Raw genomic sequence first — 21,371 nt, 5'->3', positions numbered from 1 at the left:
CTTATTTATTTTTTCCCCGGTATCTTTTCACCTTAGCAATCGTCCCACAGGCCCTACCTTTTGGCCCACCCGCATACATGCTACACCAACGTTTACTTCCGTTCTTTGAATAATCATAAAAAACCCATTGACAATCAGGACAAGCTTTAAGACGTTGCCACTGTTTTAATGCAATGCTTTCTACAATAATTGTTAGCATTTCATAAAGGAAGTCGTGTTTTTTCATTGGAGAGTATTGAATTGTATTCTGATCTATAAGGGCAACCTGAATAGGATTTCTAAGTAACCATTCGCTTAAATAACTTATATCATGATTTTCAACTGATTTTCGAATGTCATAACGAAATTGATATAGGTTATCTAAGTTCTCACTAACATCAACATTAGAAAAGTTTTTCTTAATAAATGCTTCTAAGTTTTTTTCGTTTTTTAAATGATCTGTCGGTTGTCTTGTATCATTAGATATTTCCCAAGTATTTAAAAAGGTACGTATAATCTCCAATCTTCCTGGCGCTAATTGATTATGTTCCATGTTAACCACCTAACTATTTTAATGATTGACGTTATTTCTTCATACTGATACGATTATAACACAACGTGTAACCACTTAAAGGTTTTGACAGTTAACAAAAGGAGGATTCTTACCATGACTACTCTCAAAATTCCTGTCTCTATCAGGATATTGCTTGCAGCTGTTCTATTCATGAATACGGGAAGTTTTATGATAATGCCCTTTTTCGCTATTTATTTAACAGATAGTCTACATTTTTCTCCTTTAGAATTAGGAACGATATTGACTACAATTTTAATTTCACAACGTGGGTTATCAGTCATTACAGGATTTATCGGTGATCGAGGAAGTCATACCATACATGTATTGTTAGGTGTTATCGTAAGGGGATTAGGTTTTTGGCTATTTGTCTATGCGGAGGATTTTTGGTTTATAGTATTATCTTCTTTTTGTATTGGCCTCGGAGGAGCACTATTTGATCCCTCAGTAACAGCCTTTTTTGCTTCCCAAAAGGAAGAATTGAGAAAAAAAACGTTTACTTATTTTAATCAAATGCTGAATGCAGGAGTTATTATAGGACCAGCAATTGGAGCATTACTAGTCAAGATGAATCCCATATACCCCTTTGTCATAGCTGGTATTTCTATGATGATATTAGCATTTGCTGTTTTTGTATATCGTAAACAATACCCGGAAACTATTAAGGACAATAAAAATATATCGGAAAGTGTAAAGTATGCATTTTCTAACACACTATTCTTAACTTTCATAGGTGTTATGATTCTGTTTTGGATTATGTTCGCTCAATTAAATATTTCATTTCCGATTAAAGCCTATGCTTTATCTAGAAATAAAGAATTAGTAAGTTCTATTTTTATCGTAAATGGAATCTCGGGGCTAATATTCATGTTTTTCTTACGAAAATTATTTATCAAGACGAATCCCATAGTAATGGTTAAAGTAGGGGTTTTAATTATGGGAACATCTATAGCTATGATCCCTTTTATTCCGTCTATATATTGGATGCTATGTTGCATCTTCCTTTATACATTGGGGGAAACACTGGCTTTACCAGGTGGAGAAATGGCGGTAGCTCAATTTAGTACCAATAGACCTGCTGGATTATTTTTTGGAATGTTTCAAACCTCCTGGGCATTGGGGGGATCTATAGGAAATTATTTTGGTGCATGGTTAAATAAATTTAATCATACATATTGGGCGTGGTTTATTTATTTTTTAATAGGAATTCTTGCCTTCATATTATTCCACCTTATTTATAGAAAGATGGAAACTAAAAAAGAATCATTTCAACTACATGCTCATCAACAATAACTACCGTATTATAGATATAAAAATTTTGTTGATGTCATCGGTAGAATGGCAGAATTATGCCCATTTAATCAACAACTTTATTCCTAGGATCCTGTCAAATTGCCATCAAGTTAAGAAGTTCATTGTTCCCCAAAACGAAAAAAACGAGTTGAATCCTCATAGACAAGTGTGGAGAGATAAAATTTTCGTTTTAGGGTCACTTCAAAATATTAGCTTGATGGGCATGTGACGCCACCCCATAAAGAAAAGACACCCATATATGAGTGTCTTTTCTAATAGTTTGTTTAGCAGAAGCAGCTAGCTCCAACTATGATTAATAAAATAAATAATACAACTAATAAAGCAAAGCCACCGCCACAACTACTACAACTACCACCAAAGCCCATAATAGTTCTTCCTCCTTTAGATAAGAGGAGAAAACAAGGTGTCACTCATGTATTTTAACGGATTCAATTTACTTTATGTTTTTACGCATGAATTGAGCAGGTCCTTTTGAAAATAAAAAAAGACACCCTAAGGTGATCTTCTTATGTAGGGCGGGAAGACATCGGCCTTCCTTTCGGGTTGCTATCAAGGGATTCAGCCGAGTTACGTATAAATTGCATCAAAAATGTAAATCAGCATTTTTCTGTTGTTGTCCTTTATTAAGACTTTGTCTTATAAATAATTCTGCAATGATTAAATTTGGCACCCACGCTAACCAAGCAATAACAGCATAACTAAGTTCGAAATGCTTCAGTCCAAATAGCAATACAAATAAAGGTAGCCAAATTCTTAATGTAACTGACGCAAAGGTTAAGGAATAATTTCTGATCATCCAATTCCGATGGTCTTGAATTTTTTTATTCTTAACTCCGTTTAATGCTTGATATGCCGATGTTAGCCAAAATACGGATAACAAACCGAAACCAAGCTTTCCTACTAATCCTCCCGTAGCGTAAAAGGATAAATAAAGTCCTGGAACGCCGCCAAATAATACACCAATCATATAGATTTTTCCAATCATTCGATGGCGACTGATATTCTTTTCTCTAAATTTTGTGGATAATGTAAAAGGACCAATTACTAATGCTACTATACTAGTTGCAATATGTAGAAATAACATAATGTACCAAAACGCACTCATTTTAGATAGAAACATAAGCTTCATTTGAACAAACCCTGCTTGAAATCCATCCATAATAAAATATTGGAAAACAGCATAACCAGCTACTAAAATAGCTGAAAAAGTAAATATAAACCAAGTTTTTTTATTCATAATTTCACCACCTCCTTGCAACATTTAAGGGAGCTAGAACATATATTGCTGTTTATCTAGGGTTAAAAGAGAACTTAATTAACTTCTTTTACTTCTTTCGGCAGGGCATCATGTTCAATCCAGTTTTCGACTAAGCTATTAAACAGTTCAGGATTTGCTAAAGAAATTCCGTAATTAATTTTAGAAATAATACCACCTAATTAATCATACAACAAAAAAGGAATTTATGGTTAATTTATCCATATGTTCCATATTTGTTATTAGCAATTATTTTCTCGATAATCAATTTAGGAGTAGGTGCCACGGTTCCAGTAATGACCGCAATAGTTATGCAAGCAGCAGGCCCATCTTATGCAAATATGGCAGGGCAACCTTAAATGTAAATTGACACCAGATAATTGCTCGTTTAGTAGGGGTACCACCTCATCGCCATCAAGTTAAAAAAATTAATTATCCCCCAAAACGAAAAAAACGAGCTGAATTCACATAAATAACTGTAGAGAGATAAAAATTTCGTTCTGGGGGTACTATAAAATTTTAGCTTGATAGCGGATGTGGTACTACCCAAAATAACAATAAAATCCTTTGAAAATTAATATAGTTTTTTAAAAATAGAGATGATATGATGGATAATCATACCATTTTTTCACTTCATGTATGATTTTACAGTAGGATACCTCTATATTAAGATGATGTAATAAAGGGGTATATTAGTAACAGGGGGATAATAATGAAAAAGTTATTACAAGAAATTATAAATTGGATCAGTATGACCGATGAACAGATTGTTATTGGCATTTCAGGACACGGTGCCGCCGGAAAAACAACGTTCGCCAATAAGCTCATAAACCAATTAAATCAAAATAAAGTGAGTTATATTAATACAGATCCATACATTGTTAGTTCAAATGTACGAAAGTATACAAATATCCACTATACATATCAGAATGAAAATCATTATGATAAAATGACAGCTTGTCACCCATCAGCCCATCATTTGTCTGCGTTAGAAAGAGATGTTCAAATGGTAAGAGCTGGTTTAGATTTTTATACAATGGATACACATTATATAAAAAGTGAGTTAATTTCTTCGAAAAATAAGGTGACGATTGTAGAAGGAATGAGTGTCGCATTTATTAATCCAAATTTATTTGATTTGAAAATTTACTTCTATACAGATGGAGAAACAGAATTAATGAGAAGGTCTAGCCGTGATATTATTGAAAGAGGAGCCGATATTAATTACTTAAGGAAGTCTCATGAAGAACGTCGGATTCAGTATGAAGTGTTTATGCATCCGTATAGTCAACGTTTTAATATTATTATCAAAAATTCCAATGAAACAATATGTTTAGAAAAAAATACATTTGAGTTTTATAAAGTTTAAATACAAATACTTTATTTACTAAAATAGCAAGTTAGTGAATAAATTGTTCATATTTTTTCGGAAGGAGGTTAAGCAATGAGAGCACCGTATCAAGTATTGATATTTCCTTATATAAAAACTGACGATTCCATTCAATATGCTATTTTTAATCGAAGTGATTATGGTTATTGGCAAGGAATAGCTGGTGGTGGAGAAGATGGTGAGACTCCTATTGAATCAGCAAAACGGGAAGCGTTTGAAGAGGCTGGTATTACAAGAGAAAGTCCATATATAAAACTAGATTCTGTGTCTTCACTACCAGTAGAGGATGTAGTTGGTGAATTTCTTTGGGGGGAAGATGTTTATGTAATAAAAGAATTTTCTTTTGGAGTTAAAGTTCCTACAAAAAATATTAAATTATCTAAAGAACACTTGAATTATAAATGGCTGTGCTTTGAGGAAGCCGTAACGCTTTTAAAATGGGATAGTAACAAAACGGCTTTGTGGGAATTAAACAAAAGGCTGTTAAAATAATTAAAGTGTTAGTTAACAAAGCCGATAGTGGAGCGAGAATTAAACAACTTAAAACAGCTTTGCTACATTACCTATGTAGCAAGGCTTTTTTCTTAGCGTACGAAATCGCGTTTTGTTGGTGGTACCCCGCTAAGAGCATGCAAGATTTTATACAGTTTTTCGGCTAATCCAATAACAAACGAGAACCCTAAAACCGCGCCAGGATAGGAATGTATAAAAAAATGCATAGATCCATAGAACAAAAAAAGGAGATTTACTTGTGAGATTAGGGTTCCTCCTTATTCTTGCTACCGATAATGATGCGTTATGTTAACTAGACGTGTATGAGATATACAATCAAACAAAGTTATTTTCCATTTTCATTCTTATTTTGAAATAGATGCACAATCAAAAGTCCACCAACAAATAAGATTGGAAATCCTACGACTATATATAATCCGTTTTTTGGTATTCCTAATATAATTGCAAGATAACTAAAAGAAAAAGCCCATAATGCTAAAATTATGATTTCTAACATCTTCTTTTTCATTAAAAGTTAAGCACCCCAAATCCCCTTAAAAAAGTTGTATTCGGAATATTGTAACAAAATCAAAAAAAGACCCTACAAGAGGGTCTTTCATCAGCTAATATTAAGCTTTTTGAACATTAGTAGCTTGTGGGCCACGTTGTCCTTGTTCTACTTCAAACGTTACACTTTGTCCTTCGTCTAAAGATTTGAAACCGTCGATTTGGATAGCTGAGAAATGTACGAATACGTCTTCTCCACCTTCACGCTCGATGAATCCAAAACCTTTGTCTGCATTAAACCATTTTACTTTACCTTGTTCCATAATTGTTGCCTCCTAGTGTGGATACCCACACATATGTTACTACTCTTGCTCAAATACCTTAGACGAAAAACAAAATTTATTCTTAATCTCAAATCGAACAAAAATAGGTCTTTCTTAAATTAACATACTTTCTAAAAAATAGCAAATTTCAAAAATAAGTCCTTATGGTAATTAGCCACTAATAGTGGTTGCTGGAGAAAAAGTCACTATGATAGTCATCACAGCAAGAAGTTGCCAAAGGATCTCGACAATATCATTGGTTTGATTTTTTTCAGACATTCAACAACTGATAAAATTAGCTATTTTCGAGTTAAATTTCACTTCTGATAACGATAATTATGTAAATAAGCTGTCCATATGGGCAGCTTATTTTATTTTTTGTTTAGCACGGAGATTTTTCCAATAGTTTTTTAGCAGAAGCAAGCAGCTCCAACGATGATTAATAAAATAAACAATACAACTAATAAAGCAAATCCTCCAGCGAAGCCACAGCCGCCACAACTACCACCAAAGCCCATAACAGTTCCTCCTTTAGATAGGAGGGGGAAAACAAAGGTTCACTCATGTGTTTTAACGGTTTCAATTTACTTTATGCATTTATGAATGGAGCAGGTCCTTTTGAAAATAAAGAAAAGACACCTTATAAGGTGTCTTCCTTCGATTTGAAACATTTTAAGTTTAATAATGTACGGTCTCGCCACTGACCTATTAGGCTGAAATTTTATAGTGTTTCTGAACAAAAATTTGTGCTAATTTTGAATCCTTAAGTTGATGGGGATCCTTTTACGTTTTATCATTTTTAAAAAAACCCTTCATTATCTTAGCGCCTTTAATATTCACCGTCACAGCTTCTACAGTATCTTTCTTCTCATTTTTAGCGATCGTAATTTGCTCCTTATTATCAACCCACACAAGAAATTCTTCTTTTGAGTCATCTTTATATGTAACGGTTATTGTAGAATGTGCAGATGTTCTCTTTTTTTGATCTAATGTGATTGTTTTCGTTGTTCCTTTTTGGACTACTGAAGCGATTGATTGTATCATTTTTTCGTTATCTGTTTGAGATTTGGAACTAGTATTACTTGTTGTTCTAAGTAATTCAATATTTGTTATGTCTGCAGCGTTTAATTGAATGGTATTTTTCGTATTTTCTTGCTTAGTTGTTGGAGTATTATTTGTAGTAGAGGTGCTTGTACAACCAATTAAAGTAAAAGATAGAACACTTAGAGCACATATATAAGTAATTTTTTTCATTTTATCTCCTCCTCTAATTTAATTATAACAATATTCTGTTAATTTAGGTAGTTATTGTAAGAGGAAGGTAAAATAATATTTCATCCTTACAAAATTGTCACATTCATGTAAGGTAATTCAATAGATTCGTTACCTTTTCCATGTCATAATAAAGACATAAGAAAGCTAATCAAAAAACTATAAGTTATTAGGAGAGTGTCAGTCATGATTGTAACAACAACATCTGGAATCCAAGGTAAAGAAATTATTGAGTATATTGATATTGTAAATGGTGAAGCAATTATGGGTGCAAATATTGTTCGTGATTTATTTGCTTCAGTTCGTGATGTTGTCGGGGGGCGTGCTGGTTCTTATGAAAGCAAGTTAAAAGAAGCTCGTGATATCGCGATGGACGAAATGAAAGAACTTGCAAAACAAAAAGGTGCGAACGCTATCGTTGGTATTGACGTAGATTATGAAGTTGTTCGTGATGGAATGTTAATGGTTGCTGTAAGTGGTACAGCTGTACGTATATAATAGAATAAAAATACAGGCTCACCCCTCGAAGCTTATGCTTTGAGGGGATTTTTTTGTTTTCTAGAGGATAGCATTAAAAGAATGGGCTTTATTTTTAGGGAAAGCCCATTCTTTTAATTTAAGCTATAAGATCTTTCGCTTTTATTTTTCTTTTGTTCATGACTAAAGTTAAAATGAACAAAATTAAGCTTAGGATTGCCATTATAATAAAAACTTGCGTATAACCATCAAAATAGTCGCGGGTAATTCCTGCTAAGACAGGAATAAATCCGCCCATAATGTATCCTCCGGACTGCATCATAGCAGTCCATGCACTCGCATCTTCTGAAGTTTTTGTTTCATATAGCGGTAGCATGAGAGCGAGTGGAAATACGCCGCCGAGCCCGATACCTAGTAGAATAGAAGGAATCCATGGCGTAGTTAATGGGTAGATCATAAGCGATAAACCTATGAGTACAAAGCATATACTCCCTAATAACCAAAGTGCTCGGTTTTTATAAATATCCGCTAATGTTGGAATTAAAAAGCTGCATATCATTTGAATAACTGTAAAAACAGTTATAAGAGTACCGGCTTGTTCGCTACTGACACCCATACTTTGATTTGCTGGCGCAAGCCAAGTTGTAATGGAGTAAAAGATTCCTGATTGTAGTCCGAAAAAGATTGTGAACAACCATGCTTTTTTATTTCTTAAAGGTAAGCTATTATTCTTTTTATCTTGTGTGCTCGTATTCTTTTTTCGTTTCATAACCGGATACCAAAATATAATAGCGATAATAGTAAGTACACCCCAAAAAGCGAGTGCCATATTCCAATCGTCTTTTAATACATGTTGTAAAGGAATCGTTAATCCTGCACTTAAAGAAGCGCCAGTTCCCATGCCTACTGAATATATTCCAATCATTAAGCCGATTTTCGTAGGGAATTTTTCTTTAATAAAACCTGATAGTAACGGACCTGCAAGTGCAATTCCAATGCCGATAAATAAAGAGCTCGCGAATAATGTGGAAATAGAAGAGGTAAAAGCCCTCATACATGTTGCAAAGCCAATTAAAATAAGACAAGCCATAATTGCTTTTTCTGCCCCATATTTTTTAATTACCTTCCCAGTCAGTAAGGCGAATGTCCCCATACAAAAAACAGGAATAGCTGTTAAAAAACTAACGGAAAAATTACTTATATTTAAGTCTTGTCGGATTGTTTCTAATAAAGGTGAAATAGATGTAATTCCGATTCGTAAATTAATAGAAGCAAAAAATAGAGCTAGTATATACAAATAAGTTCGTTCTTGATGTTTCAATTTGATTTTCTCCTCTCTTAAACATCAGATGTTATTGAGTATATCATCTGATGTTTAAATGTAATATATAAGGAGCTTATTTCAGCTCCAAATTTTGAACGGCGTATGTTCGAGCCTCTTCGGCATTTTGTTTTAAAATAGCTTGGAATAATTTTTCATGAATTTCAGAGTTATCTTCATAGTTCACTGTATTTAATATTAATTGGCTTAAAATGTGGCGAAGGGCAGGTACGAAAGATTGATACAAATCAAGTAGAACTTCGTTTTTGCTCGCCTTTGTAATTGCTAGATGAAACTGAATGTCTGCATCTATGTATGCTACATAATTTCCTTCTTGAAGGGCATTTTTTCTTTTATTTAAATGTCCTTTTAAGTATAAAAGATCCTCTTCGCTTCGGCGCTGTGCCGCTAACATCGCTACTTCTTTATCTAACATATTTCTTGCTTCATACACATGATTAATATTAGCTGCTTGCAGTCGTTTTTCAAATGAATCTTGCGTTGTATTTAGTGAAACAATACGAGTACCTTGTCCTTGTCGAACTTCTAATATGCCAGCATGTACTAATATCTTTATACTTTCTCGCAGCGTCGAACGTCCTACACCTAACTCTTCCATTAATTGCGGCTCTGTAGGAAGGCGATCACCAACTTCATACTCGCCAGAAAAGATTTTTTCTTGTAAACGTTCCAATACTTCATCGACTAATTTTCGGCGAGAAACTTTTGAAAAAGATTTCTTTTCGTTTATATTCATCTGCTCATCTCCTGTTATATTCGCTTTTATAATAACCAATTTAAGGTCTGTTGACAATGTTATTTTTTAGGGGGAGAGAAGTTAGGTTAATAATGTTGATGAATAAATGAAAGGGCAAGACATATTTTACATGACTAATATGTCCTGCCCCATTTATGCCACAATCGCGTCAGTTTCTCGATTATGAATAATTGTTGCCTGTCTTGCTATAAATTTCATAAGCAAAAAAGCCAAATAAATAGCCTATTCCAGCTCCTAAACTAACTGCAAGCAGTAAAGAAACCGGGAAAAACATGCTGAAAATCGCGCCGATAGCACAGCCAAAGAGCATTCCCATTGGTATTAAACTATCTAATAAAACTTGAGCGTTTTTTGATTTTTTCTTACCTAAGTTACCGTTGTTAGATTTATGTTTAAGCCTTCCAATCACATATACTACAATTCCTCCGACTATTACAACAGGCGCAATTACCGTAATTAACCACATGTTAGAATCTCCTTTCGCCTTTTAATAGAATTATACCAGATACTTACAATTTCATGCTCCTAAACGTATTATCTAATCTATTTAAAAGGTCGATCAAAAAGACTTCTTCAATTGTATTTCATCACTCGTCAAAAATACTTTCCCTTTTGTTTTTTCAGCAGATTGAACGACATCAACCGCACTTTTTACATCTGCTAAGTCATACGTAGAATGGACTGTCATGAAACGTAATTGCTTATTTTCCACTAGGCGAATTAAGTGACGAAACGTTTCTTGCCATTTATATGGTGATACTTCTTTATTCCAATGGCGTAAATGAAATATGTTCGCGTGCACTTTTGCTTTCGTGACAATCTCTGCCCAGTTTACTTGTATTCCTGATAGAAGGCCGATAGTTAAAAAGTGCCCATTTGGACGTAAGGAGAAAGCTAATTCATTTCCATCGGGCCCTCCAATGGAATCAATCGCAGCATCTGCACCTATCCCGTTTGTTAATTCCATCACTGTTTCATACAGCGGGGTAGTGGAAGTGTCTATTACATAATGAGCACCAAGCTGAAGTAATTCTTCTGTATGCTTATTATTTCTTGTAACTGCAATTAATCGGAAGTTTAAAATTTGTGATAACTGAGCAAACAGATGGCCAATAGCGGATCCACAAGCATTTACTAATAAAACATCATTACGTTTTAAGTTTAGAATTTCTGTGCATGTGACCCATGCCGTAAGGGGATTAATATACATTTGTGCCGCTGTAAAATCATCAATAGAATCAGGAATAGGGACTACAAAGTCAGCCGATGTTGTAACAAACTCTTGCCAAGTACCTTCTCCGCGTAATGGCAAAACACGTTTGCCGATGAGCTCTCTAGAAACGAAAGAGCCTACATCTTCTACAATACCAACACCTTCATAACCAGGGATGTTAGGTAAAGGGATTCTATGTGCATACGCTCCGGTTATTGGAATTAAGTCAGATGGGTTAATTGGTCTGACTAGCATACGAACTAAAACTTCATTATCTTTTAATGGTTCTATATTTTTATATGCAACCTGTAACACATCTTTCGGATTGCCAAACTCATGAAATTGAATGTATTTTCCGCGCAAAATAATTGGTCCCCCTTAGTGTGAGTGGGTTAATTATAGCATTTTTAGCTTAATTGATTATTTCAGTAGCACTAAATAAAGAGGAACAGACAGTCGTCGTTTATTCATTTGATAAAATCGTAGAAAATGGTATTGCTGTGTTTAAAAAATTTAATAAAAAATAGGCTCGGCTCGACCCTTGGAGTTTATGCTTTGAGGGGATCTTTATTGTGCAAACTTTAAAAATATACATGAATTATGTAGCATTGTATGGATTGTAAAATCGATTTCCTGAATAAGTTATTAGGTACATAGTAATATAATAAAAAGACGCCCTTGTGAGCGCCTTTTTCCGACTTGAGATAGATGTATCATTATTGTTCTGTTAGGATACATAGCTCTCGTTTAAAGTTTACTCACACAAATGATCTGTGTATCAATTTGTTTTGATATACAGATCATTTGCATGATAATTCTTATAGATAATTGCTGAATGATAACCTTACATGAATGCTTTTAAAAGTTCTTGAACCAATGGAATTACTCCACCTACGAATTTTAAAACTGCCATTGCGATTTCCATATGATTGCCTCCTTTTTTTAATAGTAAGATGTAATGAATCTTTATACCCCCATTATAGTAAGCGTTTACAAATACATCAACGCATTTCGATATGCAATATTTCATATTTGTATTCGGTAATGAGGAATCAGTAACCTATCAAAATATAAGTCGCATCTTGTATAGTATAATGTAATGGTGGAGGTCGGATATGAAAAAAATAAATTCAAATATAGATTTGGATACAAATGTATTGGAAGCGGTATTTATTCCAAGAAGGTTTATTGTTTTATGGATTACACTCGTATATATAGCTTCAATGCTTTTAGAATTTCGTAATAATATTTTCTCTATGGATAGTTTCTTCTTTACAATAGTCATTGTTATTCATACTATTTTTCATTGGTATGCGAGTTCATTAAAGAATAGGCAATTGTTGTACTTCTTTTTTGTACAACTCTTCATTGTATTTCTCGCTGCATTTATTGTACCAAATGGTTCAATAGCTATTTTTGTTGGATTAACTCCTATTTTAATTGCCCAAAGTCTATATGTTTATAACAATATATTTAAAGTAATGGCAGTTTTTACTCTCATGTATGCCATATTTTGTACTGCAATCAGTATCAATTATGGTGTGAATAAAGTAGCTATTCTTATCTCTATGTTCCTTTTAGTATTAGCAATTATTATTCCTTTTTCCTATATTAATAAGCAGCAATTTGATGCACGTAATCGTATACAGAGCTACATTCAAGAGTTAGAATCTGCATATATGAGAGTAGAAGAATTGACATTAGCTAATGAAAGGCAGCGAATGGCAAGAGATTTACATGATACGTTAGCGCAAGGTGTAGCGAGCTTAATTATGCAATTGGAAGCAATAGATGCCCATATGCAAAAAGGGAATACAGGACGATCTCAAGAGATTATGAAACAAACTATGGTAAGAGCGAGACAAACTTTACATGATGCAAGGTTGGTTATTGATGATTTGCGTCATACTACCAATTCATTTAATGAAGCAGTAGAGGAAGAGGTTCAACGTTTTTCTGAGGCTACTTCTATACATGTGAGATTTACTATTCAAAGCCCCCCGCATATTTCAAGCTTAGTAAAGGAGCACTGTTTATATGTAATTAGTGAATGTTTAACGAATATCGCAAAACATTCACAGGCAACAGATGTAAATTTAAAAGTTGAATATATCGATGACCTTGAAAAGCTTACTATTGAAGTTGAAGATAATGGAATTGGTTTTGACACTGGATATATCGGTAAGAATCCTGGACATTACGGTTTAATTGGCTTAAATGAGCGTGTTCGATTGATTAAGGGAGAAATACATATATTGAGTGAAAAGATGAAGGGTACGAAAGTGTATATTCAAGTGCCTATAAATAAAGAAGGAGATAGCCATGAAGCATAACGTATTAATTGTAGACGATCATTTCGTTGTGAGAGAAGGTCTGAAATTAATAATAGAAACGAGTGATTCATTTCAAATTATAGGTGAGGCTGCCAATGGAGAAGAAGCTCTTTCTTTCATAGAAAAAAAGAAACCTGATGTCATTTTAATGGATTTAAATATGCCTAAAATGAGTGGCTTAGAAACAATTGAGGCTTTAAATAAAAAACAAAATCATACGCCGATTATTATATTAACTACTTATAACGAAGATGAATTAATGTTAAAGGGAATTGAGTTAGGGGCAAAAGGATATTTGCTAAAAGATACGGATCGTGAGAATTTGTTTCGAACATTGGAAGCGGCTATTCGAGGTGAGATTTTACTACAACCAAATATTATGGAAAAGATAGTGAAGTATAAAAGGAAAGAAGTACATGCTGATAAGGTTGCAGAAAATAACTTAACAGATAAAGAATTGTTTGTGCTGAAAGCTATTGCGCGCGGATATAAAAATAAAGAAATTGCATTTGATATGGGGATAGCTGAGCGAACGGTAAAAGCGTATTTAACAAATATATACAATAAATTAGGTGTTAATTCACGATCAGAAGCAGTAGCTGTATCTATTGAAAGGAAGTTAATTCATTTTTAACAAATTATATATGCCCAATCGTACATTATAGGCTTGCCCTTTTGTACGATTTTTTTATTTCTTCCTTATGTTATGCTTCAGAAAGTATGAGAGATTTAAGAACAGTACAATTACAGACGTTTCTAAATGTAGGAAAGGAAGAAGAATAATTAAATGGCAACTTTGTTTTTAATTTCTGTAGTAATTTTCTTTATTTGGATGCAAAGCAAACAAAGAAAAATAAGCTGGATAGATATTATAACTTTTCTAATGATGATAGGGATTATTACTTATACGGCGCCGCAACCAATGACTTTGGATTTACAAGCAGAGTTACTGGCAGTTACGCTTTTTTCTTTCGCTATTGGTGTTTGGCAAGGTGGGGGAATTACAGTCTGTTATGAGGATGAAATTTTATATATTACAAATGGAAAACAGTATTCCATTTCATGGATTCTCTTAATAATTGGAAACATAATTATTATTAATACATTTGAAGGCGGATTTATATTTAATGGAGTGTGGTTCCTTTTGTGTAGTGTTGTCATTGCATCTGGGCTAAAAAACTGTATTATATGTGTTCTGTACAAATTAACAGTGCAAAATTGACTGGAAAATCAAAGCTGTTTTCTTTTATCCCAACATAGAACGTTTTGCTGTAAATTCATTTAAAGATTGCAGTTGATAAGAAATGGGGGAGTTAACACAGATGTTTCTACCTATTACTACATTTTATAGGTTTAGTTGGCTGGGGAGTTTTGCTTTCTCTTCAGAAAAGGTTAGCAGGAATCGAGCGTTTTCGAGGGCCGAAGAACTAAATGCTAATTTGTATGAAAAGAAATGTATAGATTCAGTTAGTAATATTCATGAGAAAATAACGATAGATTTTGTGAAATATGGTGATAATTATGTATCGGGCCATGCGGAACCTTATGCAACAATTGTCATAACGAGCGGCGATATGCTTGTTGGAAGTGGACGGGTTAATGGGTATGGAGAATTTAAAATATATACGAATAATCATCTGGAAGAGTATTTGATAATAAAAGTTCAGTTGATATTAGGTGGTTTTTATCAAGATAGTATAATAGTAAAGGTAGATTGTTAATTTATAATGATTCCAGTTTTTATTTACTAAATAAAAGTAAAAGGAAGCAACAAATTGTTGCTTCCTTCTTCTATTAAGCCGAAGCTTTCTTCATTCTCTCAAGTAAACTAGATAAAATATGCGTACGATAAGATTCTAGTTTTTTACCTTCGTAAGTACGAAGACCTAATTTTTTAAGTTCTTTTACATACCAACCTTTGCTTCCGAAATACATGTGATCGCTCCCCTTCAACTTTGTTTATTGGTCCTGATTGTACTTGGAGGTACGGGCAATATAATGAAGGAAATGAATTTCGCGCGAAAATGGTTAACTTTGTTGCAAAAGACATATATACTAAGGGTAGTATATAACGAGGTGGGCAAGACGTGATTATAGAGAAGCACGAAATTCAAATTGACCAAATTACGAGCGGTAAAGTGAATATCTTTACTTTCTATCGAAATAGAAAGCAAGTTGACGATTACTTTTTACAATTGCAAGAACCATCGCTTACAGCAAACTACTTCTTCCATTTTCATTTTGATGCAGAGAGCCTTCATCTTCTGCAGGAAGAGTTTCCGGGCGTATATCCGTACGACCGTAGTGACACGATTCACGACTGGACGGAAAAGATGAAAGCGGAATTGCAACATCAGATCCAAACAGGAAAATGGAATAAGCGCGTACGTATCGGTAATCGTATTCTAGATGTGGCGTTTACGTGGTGTGACGAAGATATAGTAGAGTGAAAAAGAAGCGGATGACGCTTCTTTTTTTAGCGCTGGAATAAAACGAGCTTACCTGCAGAAGATGTGCAGCGATGTGTTTTTTCATGCAATCCTTTTTCTTGTAAAATAGATTCGCCTTTTGCTTTCGCTTCTTTTTCAGTTGCCGCCTCGAATGATTCATCTAATGCTTTTGAACCATCTTTTTCAAAGACTGTTAGAACGTATACTCCCATGAAAATTCCCTCCAATGATTAAAATCAGAATCTTATAACTATTTTGTCATAAATCACTAGAATATGCAAAGAAATATATGACATTGCGTGGTAAAATAAAGTGAAACTTTAATCAGTGGGGAGTCTTTTCATCCCCGACGATTATTAGTAGAACCAATCGGGTATTTATGGGCAGTTTGCTTTCAAATTAGCTTCTTTGTCTACTGCTCGTTAATTCGGGATAGAGTGAAAGTTTTATGGACACCAGGTTTACTATTCGTAGTAAAGTACGGAAAAGGAAAGGATCGTTTATTTGTGAAACAAGTGAAGTTTATACATGCGGCTGATTTGCATTTGGATAGTCCGTTTAAAGGGATGGAAATGAATGTACCACAGTCTGTTTGGGAGAGAATGAAGCAAAGTACGTTTGAATCGTTCGAGCGTATTGTTGATAAAGCGATTCAAGAGCGCGTTGATTTCGTATTACTAGCTGGGGATTTGTATGATGCGGAGACGAGAAGTTTACGAGCGCAAGTGTTTGTGCGTGAGCAAATGAAGAGACTTTCGCAGTACGATATTCCCGTTTTTATTATTCACGGTAACCACGATCATTTAGGGGGAAGCTGGGCAGCAATTGAGTTTCCGGAAAATGTGCATGTGTTTACGGAGCCTTATGTAGAAGAGAAGGCATTTTATAAAAATGGTGAGCTGTTAGCTTCTATTTATGGGTTTAGTTATTTGCAGCAAGCGGTAACGGATAATATGACAGCGCAGTATACGAAAATGAGTGATGCGCCTTTTCATATTGGGATGCTTCACGGAAGTGTGGAAGGAGATGCAGAGCATAATCGCTATGCACCGTTTCAAATTCGTGAGCTGAAAGAAAAGCAGTTTGATTATTGGGCTCTTGGCCATATACATAAACGTGAAATTTTATCGGAAGAGCCGTACATTATTTATCCAGGTAACATACAAGGGCGTCATCGTAAGGAAACAGGGGACAAGGGTGCATACCTTATTGAACTCACGAAACAAGGATCGCATTGTTCATTTTTCCATACTGCGGATGTAGTGTGGGATGAGATAGAAGTGAGTATCGATGGACTTGAAACTGTTGATGATCTTATGACGAGCGCGTCAAGTGCAATGAATGAATGCCGAAGAGAAGAGGAAGGCACGCTTTTAACTGTTGTATTTACAGGGCAGGGGCCACTTTCTCCTTATTTACGTGAAGACAAGCGCGTGGAAGAGATTTTTCATATTTTAGCAGCGGGAGAAGAGCGGAAAGACTTTGTGTATGCGATGAAGTGGAAAAACGAGACGGTTTCTTTTGCGGAAATTGAACGTTTGAAAGAAGAAAATCATTTCGTCGGTAGTGTGCTGAAGGAGTTAGAAGCTTTTACAAATATGGACGGAGTGTTGCGTACGATTTGGACATCTCCTGTAGCGCGTAATAGTATTGAAGCTTTTACAGAAGAAGAGAAGAAAGAGATTCAAAAGGAAGCGGAAAATATTATTTTAGAGCAATTATTCCAGCAAGAGAGGGATAAAAAATGAGAATTGAAAAACTCCATATTTATGGCTATGGAAAACTAGAAAATGTGGAAATGGATCTTTCATTGCTGACGGTGTTGTACGGTGAAAATGAAGCAGGAAAATCGACAATTCGCTCGTTTATGAAAAGTATATTATTTGGTTTTCCGACGAGAGGACAGCGCCGTTATGAGCCGAAAGAAGGCGGGAAGTACGGCGGGGCGATGACTGTTCAAACAGAGAAGTACGGCCGTTTGAAAATTGAACGATTGCCAAAGACGGCAGTTGGTGAAGTGACCGTTTATTTTGAAGACGGGAAAACTGGCGGCGAAGATATTTTAAACGATATATTAAGCGGTGTGAATGAAAGCTTATTTGATTCAGTCTTTTCATTTGATATGCATGGTCTTCAAAATATTCATCAGCTCGGCGAAGCAGATATCGGTAATTATTTATTTTCGGCAAGTGCAGTCGGAAGTGATGCGTTATTGCAGTTAGATAAAAAATTAGAAAAAGAAATGAATCAGCGTTTTAAGCCGAGTGGTCGTAATCCGGAAATTAACGTGTCACTGCAAGAGATGAAGAAAATTGAGGAAAAGATGAAAGAGTGGCAAGGGAAAATTGGCACGTATGAAAAACAGGTCGAGCAGTTAAAAGAAAGTGAAGAGAAACTTGCTTCTGTTCGTGCAGAAAAAGAGTCAGCCGAAAGACGAAAGCAAGACTATGAAATATTAGCGGCGCTTGAGCCTCTCGTTATTGAAAAGAGTGCGCACGAGAAAGTGTTGAAAAGCGAGAACGGGCAGTTTCCTGTAAACGGGATGGCGCGCTATGAGGCGGTAAAGGCAAAGATAGAACCGCTGCAAGTACAAGTAGATTCACTTCAAAAAAAGATAGAAACAGTGCAATCAGAAATTGATTCCACAGAAATAGATGAAGCATTTTTACAAAAAGAAAGTTACGTAGAAGAACTTCGTATGCAGCATATGTCTTATGAAAATGCACGCCAAGAAATGCGTGATATGACGGGAAGTATTGCGAATATAAAAGAAGAAATCGCAGAACTACAGCAACAAATTGGTGCTACTTTTGAACAAGAGACTGTTCTTTCATTTGATATAAGTTTAGCGACGAAAGAATTAATTACGCAAACTGTGCAAAAGGCGCGCGAATTAGAAACGCAAAAAGTGCAGCTTGATGATCGTTTCAAAACGGCTCAAGAGCAATTAGAAGAGCAAGAAGAAAATATAAGACAAATAAGCCAGCAAATGTTAGCGGATGAAGAACGAAATACGTTAGTTGAGAAAGAAAAATCATTTCAAGATGCGGCATTTTTAGGTATGGGCGCAGAGAGAATGAAGCGCAAGTATGAGGAAAAAGCAGGGGCGGCTATGCAAAAGAAAAAACAGTGGCAAAGAATTTTCCTTCTGTTACTTCTTATTAATACAGGCGCTTTATTAACGAGTCTATTTATAGATAACCGTGCGATGTTATTTATCAGTGTTATTGTTTTTGTAGGGATTGTCCTTGCACTCGTTTTATACAAAGATCCTTCGGGTGGATTACAAGAAGAGCTTCTTACTCTTCAGCAAAGTGCTGGTGGTCGTCAAAGTGAAGAAGCAATGTCGGTTCGCTATCAGTTAGAAAAGGATGAAGAGATTCGAAAATTATTTGAGCGAGAGTCTTATAAATTACAACAAATGGAACGTGCTTATGATAAAGTCGTTTCATCGTATGAAGAATGGGAGAGAGAAACTTTCCGTACGGGAGAACAAGTAGATGCGTATAAAACACGCTATATGTTCCCTGAACTTTATACGTATGCGCACATATTGCCAGCGTTTGAGCGTATTGAAAAAATGCAGTCATTATATCGTGATTTAGAGAAGCAAGGCACGCGGAAATCTTCATTGTATGAAATGATTTCGCACTTTGAGCATAAACTAGAAACTGTTATCGGTAGTAAAGAGTATAGTAATTTGCATGAGGCGCAAAGTCGTATGCAAAATGAGAAAGAGAAGCGCCAAACTTGTAAGCAGCTGAAAGAGAAGCTGGCGGAATGGCAAGAAGAATTCGAGTTCATGCAGCAGCAATTAAAACAACTACTAGTAGATCGAGATGGGTTATGGCATATCGCAGAATCTACAGATGAAGAGATGTTTTTAGAAGCAGGAAAATTGGCAGAGAAACGTGAAGATGCGGATAAGCAAGTGGGGCGTTTATTACCTCAAATTGATCTTTTAGAACAGCGCTTAACGAGTTTGTCATTAGCTGAGCATTATGAGGCTGACGGTTATGATGAAAAGTTAAAGCAAGAAATTACAGCCGCGCAAAACTGTCTTGCACAAGAGAAAGAGCTGACAGAGCGTATTGCGAAGCATCGAATAGAAATTGCGAATTTAGAAGAAGGCAGTACGTATGGTGATTTACTACATGAGTGGGAAATGAAAAAATCACAAGTGCGTGAACAAGTGAAGAAGTGGGCTGCATATGCGGCCGCGAAGACGGTGTTAACGAAAACGAAGCAATATTATCATGAAGTGCATCTTCCGCGTATTTTACAAAAATCCGAAGAGTATTTCGTGTATTTAACAGGCGGGAGATATAGTAAAATATTCTCACCGTCAGAGGCGGAACCTTTCATTGTCGAACGTAACGATGGTATGCGTTTTTACAGTCATGAACTAAGCCAAGCGACAGCGGAGCAGTTATATTTATCGTTACGATTTGCACTAGCGAAAACGTTTGAACATGACTATCCATTTATTATTGATGATAGTTTCGTGCATTTTGATGCGTTAAGGACGAATCGAACAATTGAACTAATAAAGGAAATTGCGAAAGATAGACAAGTTATCTTCTTTACGTGCCATGCGCATCTACTCACGTATTTTACAGAAAATTAACACGTAAGCGTAAAGAAAATGAGTTGTAGTATGCTATACTAAAAGTAATTGATATGGTGGAGGAATTCGAATGAAAAAGAAAATTGTAGAATATGAAGTTGGTGAACAAGTCGATGTTTTCTTGTTAATTAAAACAGCGACAAAAGGTCTCGCAAGTAACGGTAAGCCGTTTTTAACAGTAATCTTACAAGACCCAAGTGGAGATATTGAAGCGAAGCTATGGGATGTATCACCAGAAGTTGAGAAACAATATGTAGCGGAAACGATCGTTAAAGTAGCTGGAGATATTCTAAACTATAAAGGACGTATTCAATTACGTGTGAAACAAATTCGTGTTGCGAATGAGAATGAAGTAACGGATATCTCGGACTTTGTAGAAAAAGCTCCAATAAAAAAAGAAGATATGGTCGAGAAAATTACGCAATACATATTTGAAATGAGAAACCCGAACATTCAGCGTCTAACAAGACATTTGTTAAATAAGCATCAAAATGAATTTTTAGAATATCCAGCAGCGACGAAAAATCATCACGAGTTCGTATCTGGATTAGCTTATCACGTTGTATCGATGTTAGATTTAGCAAAAGCTATCTCGGCTCTATACCCATCGTTAGATAAAGACTTACTATATGCAGGCGTTATTTTACATGACCTTGGTAAAGTATTCGAACTATCTGGCCCAATTTCTACGACGTATACGTTAGAAGGAAATTTACTTGGCCACATTTCAATTATGGTGAACGAAATTGGTAAAGCAGCAGAGGAACTACAAATCGATGCAGAAGAAGTATTAATTCTTCAGCACATCGTCCTTTCCCATCACGGAAAAGCAGAATGGGGTAGCCCAAAACCACCATTAGTAAAAGAAGCAGAAATTCTGCACTACATCGACAACTTAGATGCAAAAATGAACATGATGGACCGCGCATTAGGACGTACAAAACCAGGCGAATACACAGAGCGTGTCTTTGCGCTTGATAACCGTTCGTTCTATAAGCCGACGTTCCATAATTAAGATTGTAAATAGTAATGGCCTCATTAAGTGTTAAGAAACTTAATGAGGCTGTTT

Annotated in this window: 25 protein-coding genes and 2 pseudogenes; 12 read left to right on the top strand and 15 right to left on the bottom strand. The window is 35.2% G+C overall.

The genetic code is table 11. The features are described 5' to 3' along the window. Position 1 precedes the first annotated feature (1 nt). Positions 2-532 carry a CGNR zinc finger domain-containing protein gene (locus MKX77_RS19160; protein WP_341307506.1) on the bottom strand — a complete coding sequence of 177 codons (531 nt, stop codon included), beginning with the start codon at positions 530-532 and terminating at the stop codon, positions 2-4. 114 nt (positions 533-646) lie between these two features. Here MKX77_RS19160 and MKX77_RS19155 point away from each other — a divergent pair, with 114 nt between their 5' ends. Beyond that, positions 647-1,843, top strand: coding sequence for an MFS transporter (locus MKX77_RS19155; RefSeq protein WP_341307505.1), 1,197 nt, complete (start codon positions 647-649; stop codon positions 1,841-1,843). Positions 1,844-2,127: 284 nt separating this feature from the next. Here the strand turns inward: MKX77_RS19155 and MKX77_RS19150 are convergent, their stop codons facing one another. The 3 genes and pseudogenes from MKX77_RS19150 to MKX77_RS19140 form a co-directional block, all read right to left on the bottom strand. Continuing rightward, the gene (locus tag MKX77_RS19150) at positions 2,128-2,229 is read right to left on the bottom strand and encodes a YjcZ family sporulation protein (protein ID WP_000505688.1); all 102 of its coding nucleotides are present in this window, start codon (positions 2,227-2,229) and stop codon (positions 2,128-2,130) included. Between the two features lie 218 nt (positions 2,230-2,447). After that, positions 2,448-3,101, bottom strand: coding sequence for a DUF2306 domain-containing protein (locus MKX77_RS19145; protein WP_341307504.1), 654 nt, complete (start codon positions 3,099-3,101; stop codon positions 2,448-2,450). Positions 3,102-3,175: 74 nt separating this feature from the next. Beyond that, positions 3,176-3,298: pseudogene (locus tag MKX77_RS19140) on the bottom strand (alpha/beta hydrolase); the annotation flags it as partial. 533 nt (positions 3,299-3,831) lie between these two features. Between MKX77_RS19140 and MKX77_RS19135 the strand changes: the two are divergent. Then, a complete protein-coding gene (locus tag MKX77_RS19135) occupies positions 3,832-4,488 on the top strand; it encodes a uridine kinase family protein (RefSeq protein WP_341307503.1) in 657 nt (218 codons plus the stop codon). Between the two features lie 75 nt (positions 4,489-4,563). Further along, positions 4,564-5,001 carry an NUDIX hydrolase gene (locus MKX77_RS19130; protein ID WP_341307502.1) on the top strand — a complete coding sequence of 146 codons (438 nt, stop codon included), beginning with the start codon at positions 4,564-4,566 and terminating at the stop codon, positions 4,999-5,001. A gap of 346 nt (positions 5,002-5,347) precedes the next feature. Here the strand turns inward: MKX77_RS19130 and MKX77_RS19125 are convergent, their stop codons facing one another. The 4 genes from MKX77_RS19125 to MKX77_RS19110 all read right to left on the bottom strand — a co-directional run bounded on the left by MKX77_RS19125 (position 5,348) and on the right by MKX77_RS19110 (position 7,085). Further along, on the bottom strand, positions 5,348-5,530 hold the full coding sequence (locus MKX77_RS19125; protein ID WP_033714597.1) for a hypothetical protein: 183 nt from the start codon (positions 5,528-5,530) through the stop codon (positions 5,348-5,350). Positions 5,531-5,630: 100 nt separating this feature from the next. Then, on the bottom strand, positions 5,631-5,831 hold the full coding sequence (locus MKX77_RS19120; protein WP_012261563.1) for a cold-shock protein: 201 nt from the start codon (positions 5,829-5,831) through the stop codon (positions 5,631-5,633). A 410-nt stretch (positions 5,832-6,241) separates the two neighbouring features. Beyond that, on the bottom strand, positions 6,242-6,349 hold the full coding sequence (locus tag MKX77_RS19115) for a YjcZ family sporulation protein (RefSeq protein WP_000505670.1): 108 nt from the start codon (positions 6,347-6,349) through the stop codon (positions 6,242-6,244). Positions 6,350-6,614: 265 nt separating this feature from the next. Continuing rightward, positions 6,615-7,085 (bottom strand): hypothetical protein, encoded by a 471-nt coding sequence (locus MKX77_RS19110; protein ID WP_341307501.1) that lies wholly within the window; start codon positions 7,083-7,085, stop codon positions 6,615-6,617. Between the two features lie 204 nt (positions 7,086-7,289). On the opposite strand from MKX77_RS19110, the gene MKX77_RS19105 reads away from it, so the two are divergent. Continuing rightward, positions 7,290-7,601, top strand: coding sequence for a YbjQ family protein (locus tag MKX77_RS19105; protein ID WP_000637510.1), 312 nt, complete (start codon positions 7,290-7,292; stop codon positions 7,599-7,601). Between the two features lie 118 nt (positions 7,602-7,719). Here the strand turns inward: MKX77_RS19105 and MKX77_RS19100 are convergent, their stop codons facing one another. From MKX77_RS19100 to MKX77_RS19080, 5 genes are all read right to left on the bottom strand, one after another. Further along, positions 7,720-8,907 carry an MFS transporter gene (locus MKX77_RS19100; protein WP_341307981.1) on the bottom strand — a complete coding sequence of 396 codons (1,188 nt, stop codon included), beginning with the start codon at positions 8,905-8,907 and terminating at the stop codon, positions 7,720-7,722. Between the two features lie 70 nt (positions 8,908-8,977). Then, complete coding sequence (locus MKX77_RS19095) at positions 8,978-9,658, bottom strand: FadR/GntR family transcriptional regulator (RefSeq protein WP_341307500.1); 681 nt, start codon at positions 9,656-9,658, stop codon at positions 8,978-8,980. A gap of 181 nt (positions 9,659-9,839) precedes the next feature. Beyond that, entirely contained in the window at positions 9,840-10,145 is a 306-nt protein-coding gene (locus MKX77_RS19090) for a hypothetical protein (RefSeq protein ID WP_341307499.1), read from the bottom strand. Positions 10,146-10,238: 93 nt separating this feature from the next. Further along, entirely contained in the window at positions 10,239-11,255 is a 1,017-nt protein-coding gene (locus tag MKX77_RS19085) for a zinc-dependent alcohol dehydrogenase family protein (RefSeq protein ID WP_341307498.1), read from the bottom strand. Between the two features lie 481 nt (positions 11,256-11,736). Beyond that, complete coding sequence (locus MKX77_RS19080; RefSeq protein WP_341307497.1) at positions 11,737-11,922, bottom strand: hypothetical protein; 186 nt, start codon at positions 11,920-11,922, stop codon at positions 11,737-11,739. A gap of 85 nt (positions 11,923-12,007) precedes the next feature. Between MKX77_RS19080 and MKX77_RS19075 the strand changes: the two genes are divergently transcribed. The 4 genes from MKX77_RS19075 (at position 12,008) to MKX77_RS19060 (ending at position 14,946) form a co-directional block, all read left to right on the top strand. Next, positions 12,008-13,225: a sensor histidine kinase gene (locus MKX77_RS19075; RefSeq protein ID WP_002125734.1), complete on the top strand. Its 1,218-nt coding sequence runs from the start codon at positions 12,008-12,010 to the stop codon at positions 13,223-13,225. Further along, entirely contained in the window at positions 13,215-13,859 is a 645-nt protein-coding gene (locus MKX77_RS19070) for a response regulator (RefSeq protein ID WP_002125739.1), read from the top strand. The genes MKX77_RS19075 and MKX77_RS19070 overlap by 11 nt, the downstream gene beginning before the upstream one ends. A gap of 153 nt (positions 13,860-14,012) precedes the next feature. Continuing rightward, the gene (locus tag MKX77_RS19065; protein WP_341307496.1) at positions 14,013-14,447 is read left to right on the top strand and encodes a hypothetical protein; all 435 of its coding nucleotides are present in this window, start codon (positions 14,013-14,015) and stop codon (positions 14,445-14,447) included. Between the two features lie 100 nt (positions 14,448-14,547). After that, complete coding sequence (locus tag MKX77_RS19060; protein ID WP_341307495.1) at positions 14,548-14,946, top strand: Ig-like domain-containing protein; 399 nt, start codon at positions 14,548-14,550, stop codon at positions 14,944-14,946. A 73-nt stretch (positions 14,947-15,019) separates the two neighbouring features. Here MKX77_RS19060 and MKX77_RS19055 read toward each other — a convergent pair whose 3' ends face one another. Continuing rightward, entirely contained in the window at positions 15,020-15,160 is a 141-nt protein-coding gene (locus MKX77_RS19055) for a YflJ family protein (protein ID WP_341307494.1), read from the bottom strand. Between the two features lie 152 nt (positions 15,161-15,312). Here MKX77_RS19055 and MKX77_RS19050 point away from each other — a divergent pair, with 152 nt between their 5' ends. After that, positions 15,313-15,675, top strand: coding sequence for a hypothetical protein (locus MKX77_RS19050; protein ID WP_033708294.1), 363 nt, complete (start codon positions 15,313-15,315; stop codon positions 15,673-15,675). A gap of 26 nt (positions 15,676-15,701) precedes the next feature. Here MKX77_RS19050 and MKX77_RS19045 read toward each other — a convergent pair whose 3' ends face one another. Further along, positions 15,702-15,887 (bottom strand): YhzD family protein, encoded by a 186-nt coding sequence (locus tag MKX77_RS19045; RefSeq protein WP_000539550.1) that lies wholly within the window; start codon positions 15,885-15,887, stop codon positions 15,702-15,704. Positions 15,888-16,181: 294 nt separating this feature from the next. Between MKX77_RS19045 and MKX77_RS19040 the strand changes: the two genes are divergently transcribed. The 3 genes and pseudogenes from MKX77_RS19040 to yhaM all read left to right on the top strand — a co-directional run bounded on the left by MKX77_RS19040 (position 16,182) and on the right by yhaM (position 21,317). Further along, positions 16,182-17,423, top strand: a complete 1,242-nt coding sequence (locus MKX77_RS19040) for a metallophosphoesterase family protein (protein ID WP_341307980.1) — start codon at positions 16,182-16,184, stop codon at positions 17,421-17,423. Beyond that, a pseudogene (locus tag MKX77_RS19035) lies at positions 17,420-20,331 on the top strand (AAA family ATPase). The gene MKX77_RS19040 and the pseudogene MKX77_RS19035 overlap by 4 nt, the downstream one beginning before the upstream one ends. 41 nt (positions 20,332-20,372) lie before the next feature. Then, on the top strand, positions 20,373-21,317 hold the full coding sequence (gene yhaM / locus MKX77_RS19030) for a 3'-5' exoribonuclease YhaM (RefSeq protein ID WP_002030183.1): 945 nt from the start codon (positions 20,373-20,375) through the stop codon (positions 21,315-21,317). Positions 21,318-21,371 lie beyond the last annotated feature (54 nt).

Source organism: Bacillus sp. FSL R9-9410 (genome assembly GCF_038050385.1).
In the GTDB taxonomy this organism is placed as follows: domain Bacteria; phylum Bacillota; class Bacilli; order Bacillales; family Bacillaceae_G; genus Bacillus_A; species Bacillus_A cereus_U.
This window is presented reverse-complemented; position numbering and strand designations above follow the sequence as displayed.

Coding starts and splice junctions, on each gene's coding strand:
- MKX77_RS19160 (WP_341307506.1), bottom strand. CDS start 532: ATGGAACATAATCAATTAGCGCCAGGAAGATTGGAGATTATACGTACC.
- MKX77_RS19155 (WP_341307505.1), top strand. CDS start 647: ATGACTACTCTCAAAATTCCTGTCTCTATCAGGATATTGCTTGCAGCT.
- MKX77_RS19150 (WP_000505688.1), bottom strand. CDS start 2,229: ATGGGCTTTGGTGGTAGTTGTAGTAGTTGTGGCGGTGGCTTTGCTTTA.
- MKX77_RS19145 (WP_341307504.1), bottom strand. CDS start 3,101: ATGAATAAAAAAACTTGGTTTATATTTACTTTTTCAGCTATTTTAGTA.
- MKX77_RS19135 (WP_341307503.1), top strand. CDS start 3,832: ATGAAAAAGTTATTACAAGAAATTATAAATTGGATCAGTATGACCGAT.
- MKX77_RS19130 (WP_341307502.1), top strand. CDS start 4,564: ATGAGAGCACCGTATCAAGTATTGATATTTCCTTATATAAAAACTGAC.
- MKX77_RS19125 (WP_033714597.1), bottom strand. CDS start 5,530: ATGAAAAAGAAGATGTTAGAAATCATAATTTTAGCATTATGGGCTTTT.
- MKX77_RS19120 (WP_012261563.1), bottom strand. CDS start 5,831: ATGGAACAAGGTAAAGTAAAATGGTTTAATGCAGACAAAGGTTTTGGA.
- MKX77_RS19115 (WP_000505670.1), bottom strand. CDS start 6,349: ATGGGCTTTGGTGGTAGTTGTGGCGGCTGTGGCTTCGCTGGAGGATTT.
- MKX77_RS19110 (WP_341307501.1), bottom strand. CDS start 7,085: ATGAAAAAAATTACTTATATATGTGCTCTAAGTGTTCTATCTTTTACT.
- MKX77_RS19105 (WP_000637510.1), top strand. CDS start 7,290: ATGATTGTAACAACAACATCTGGAATCCAAGGTAAAGAAATTATTGAG.
- MKX77_RS19095 (WP_341307500.1), bottom strand. CDS start 9,658: ATGAATATAAACGAAAAGAAATCTTTTTCAAAAGTTTCTCGCCGAAAA.
- MKX77_RS19090 (WP_341307499.1), bottom strand. CDS start 10,145: ATGTGGTTAATTACGGTAATTGCGCCTGTTGTAATAGTCGGAGGAATT.
- MKX77_RS19080 (WP_341307497.1), bottom strand. CDS start 11,922: ATGAAATATTGCATATCGAAATGCGTTGATGTATTTGTAAACGCTTAC.
- MKX77_RS19075 (WP_002125734.1), top strand. CDS start 12,008: ATGAAAAAAATAAATTCAAATATAGATTTGGATACAAATGTATTGGAA.
- MKX77_RS19070 (WP_002125739.1), top strand. CDS start 13,215: ATGAAGCATAACGTATTAATTGTAGACGATCATTTCGTTGTGAGAGAA.
- MKX77_RS19065 (WP_341307496.1), top strand. CDS start 14,013: ATGGCAACTTTGTTTTTAATTTCTGTAGTAATTTTCTTTATTTGGATG.
- MKX77_RS19060 (WP_341307495.1), top strand. CDS start 14,548: ATGTTTCTACCTATTACTACATTTTATAGGTTTAGTTGGCTGGGGAGT.
- MKX77_RS19055 (WP_341307494.1), bottom strand. CDS start 15,160: ATGTATTTCGGAAGCAAAGGTTGGTATGTAAAAGAACTTAAAAAATTA.
- MKX77_RS19045 (WP_000539550.1), bottom strand. CDS start 15,887: ATGGGAGTATACGTTCTAACAGTCTTTGAAAAAGATGGTTCAAAAGCA.
- yhaM (WP_002030183.1), top strand. CDS start 20,373: ATGAAAAAGAAAATTGTAGAATATGAAGTTGGTGAACAAGTCGATGTT.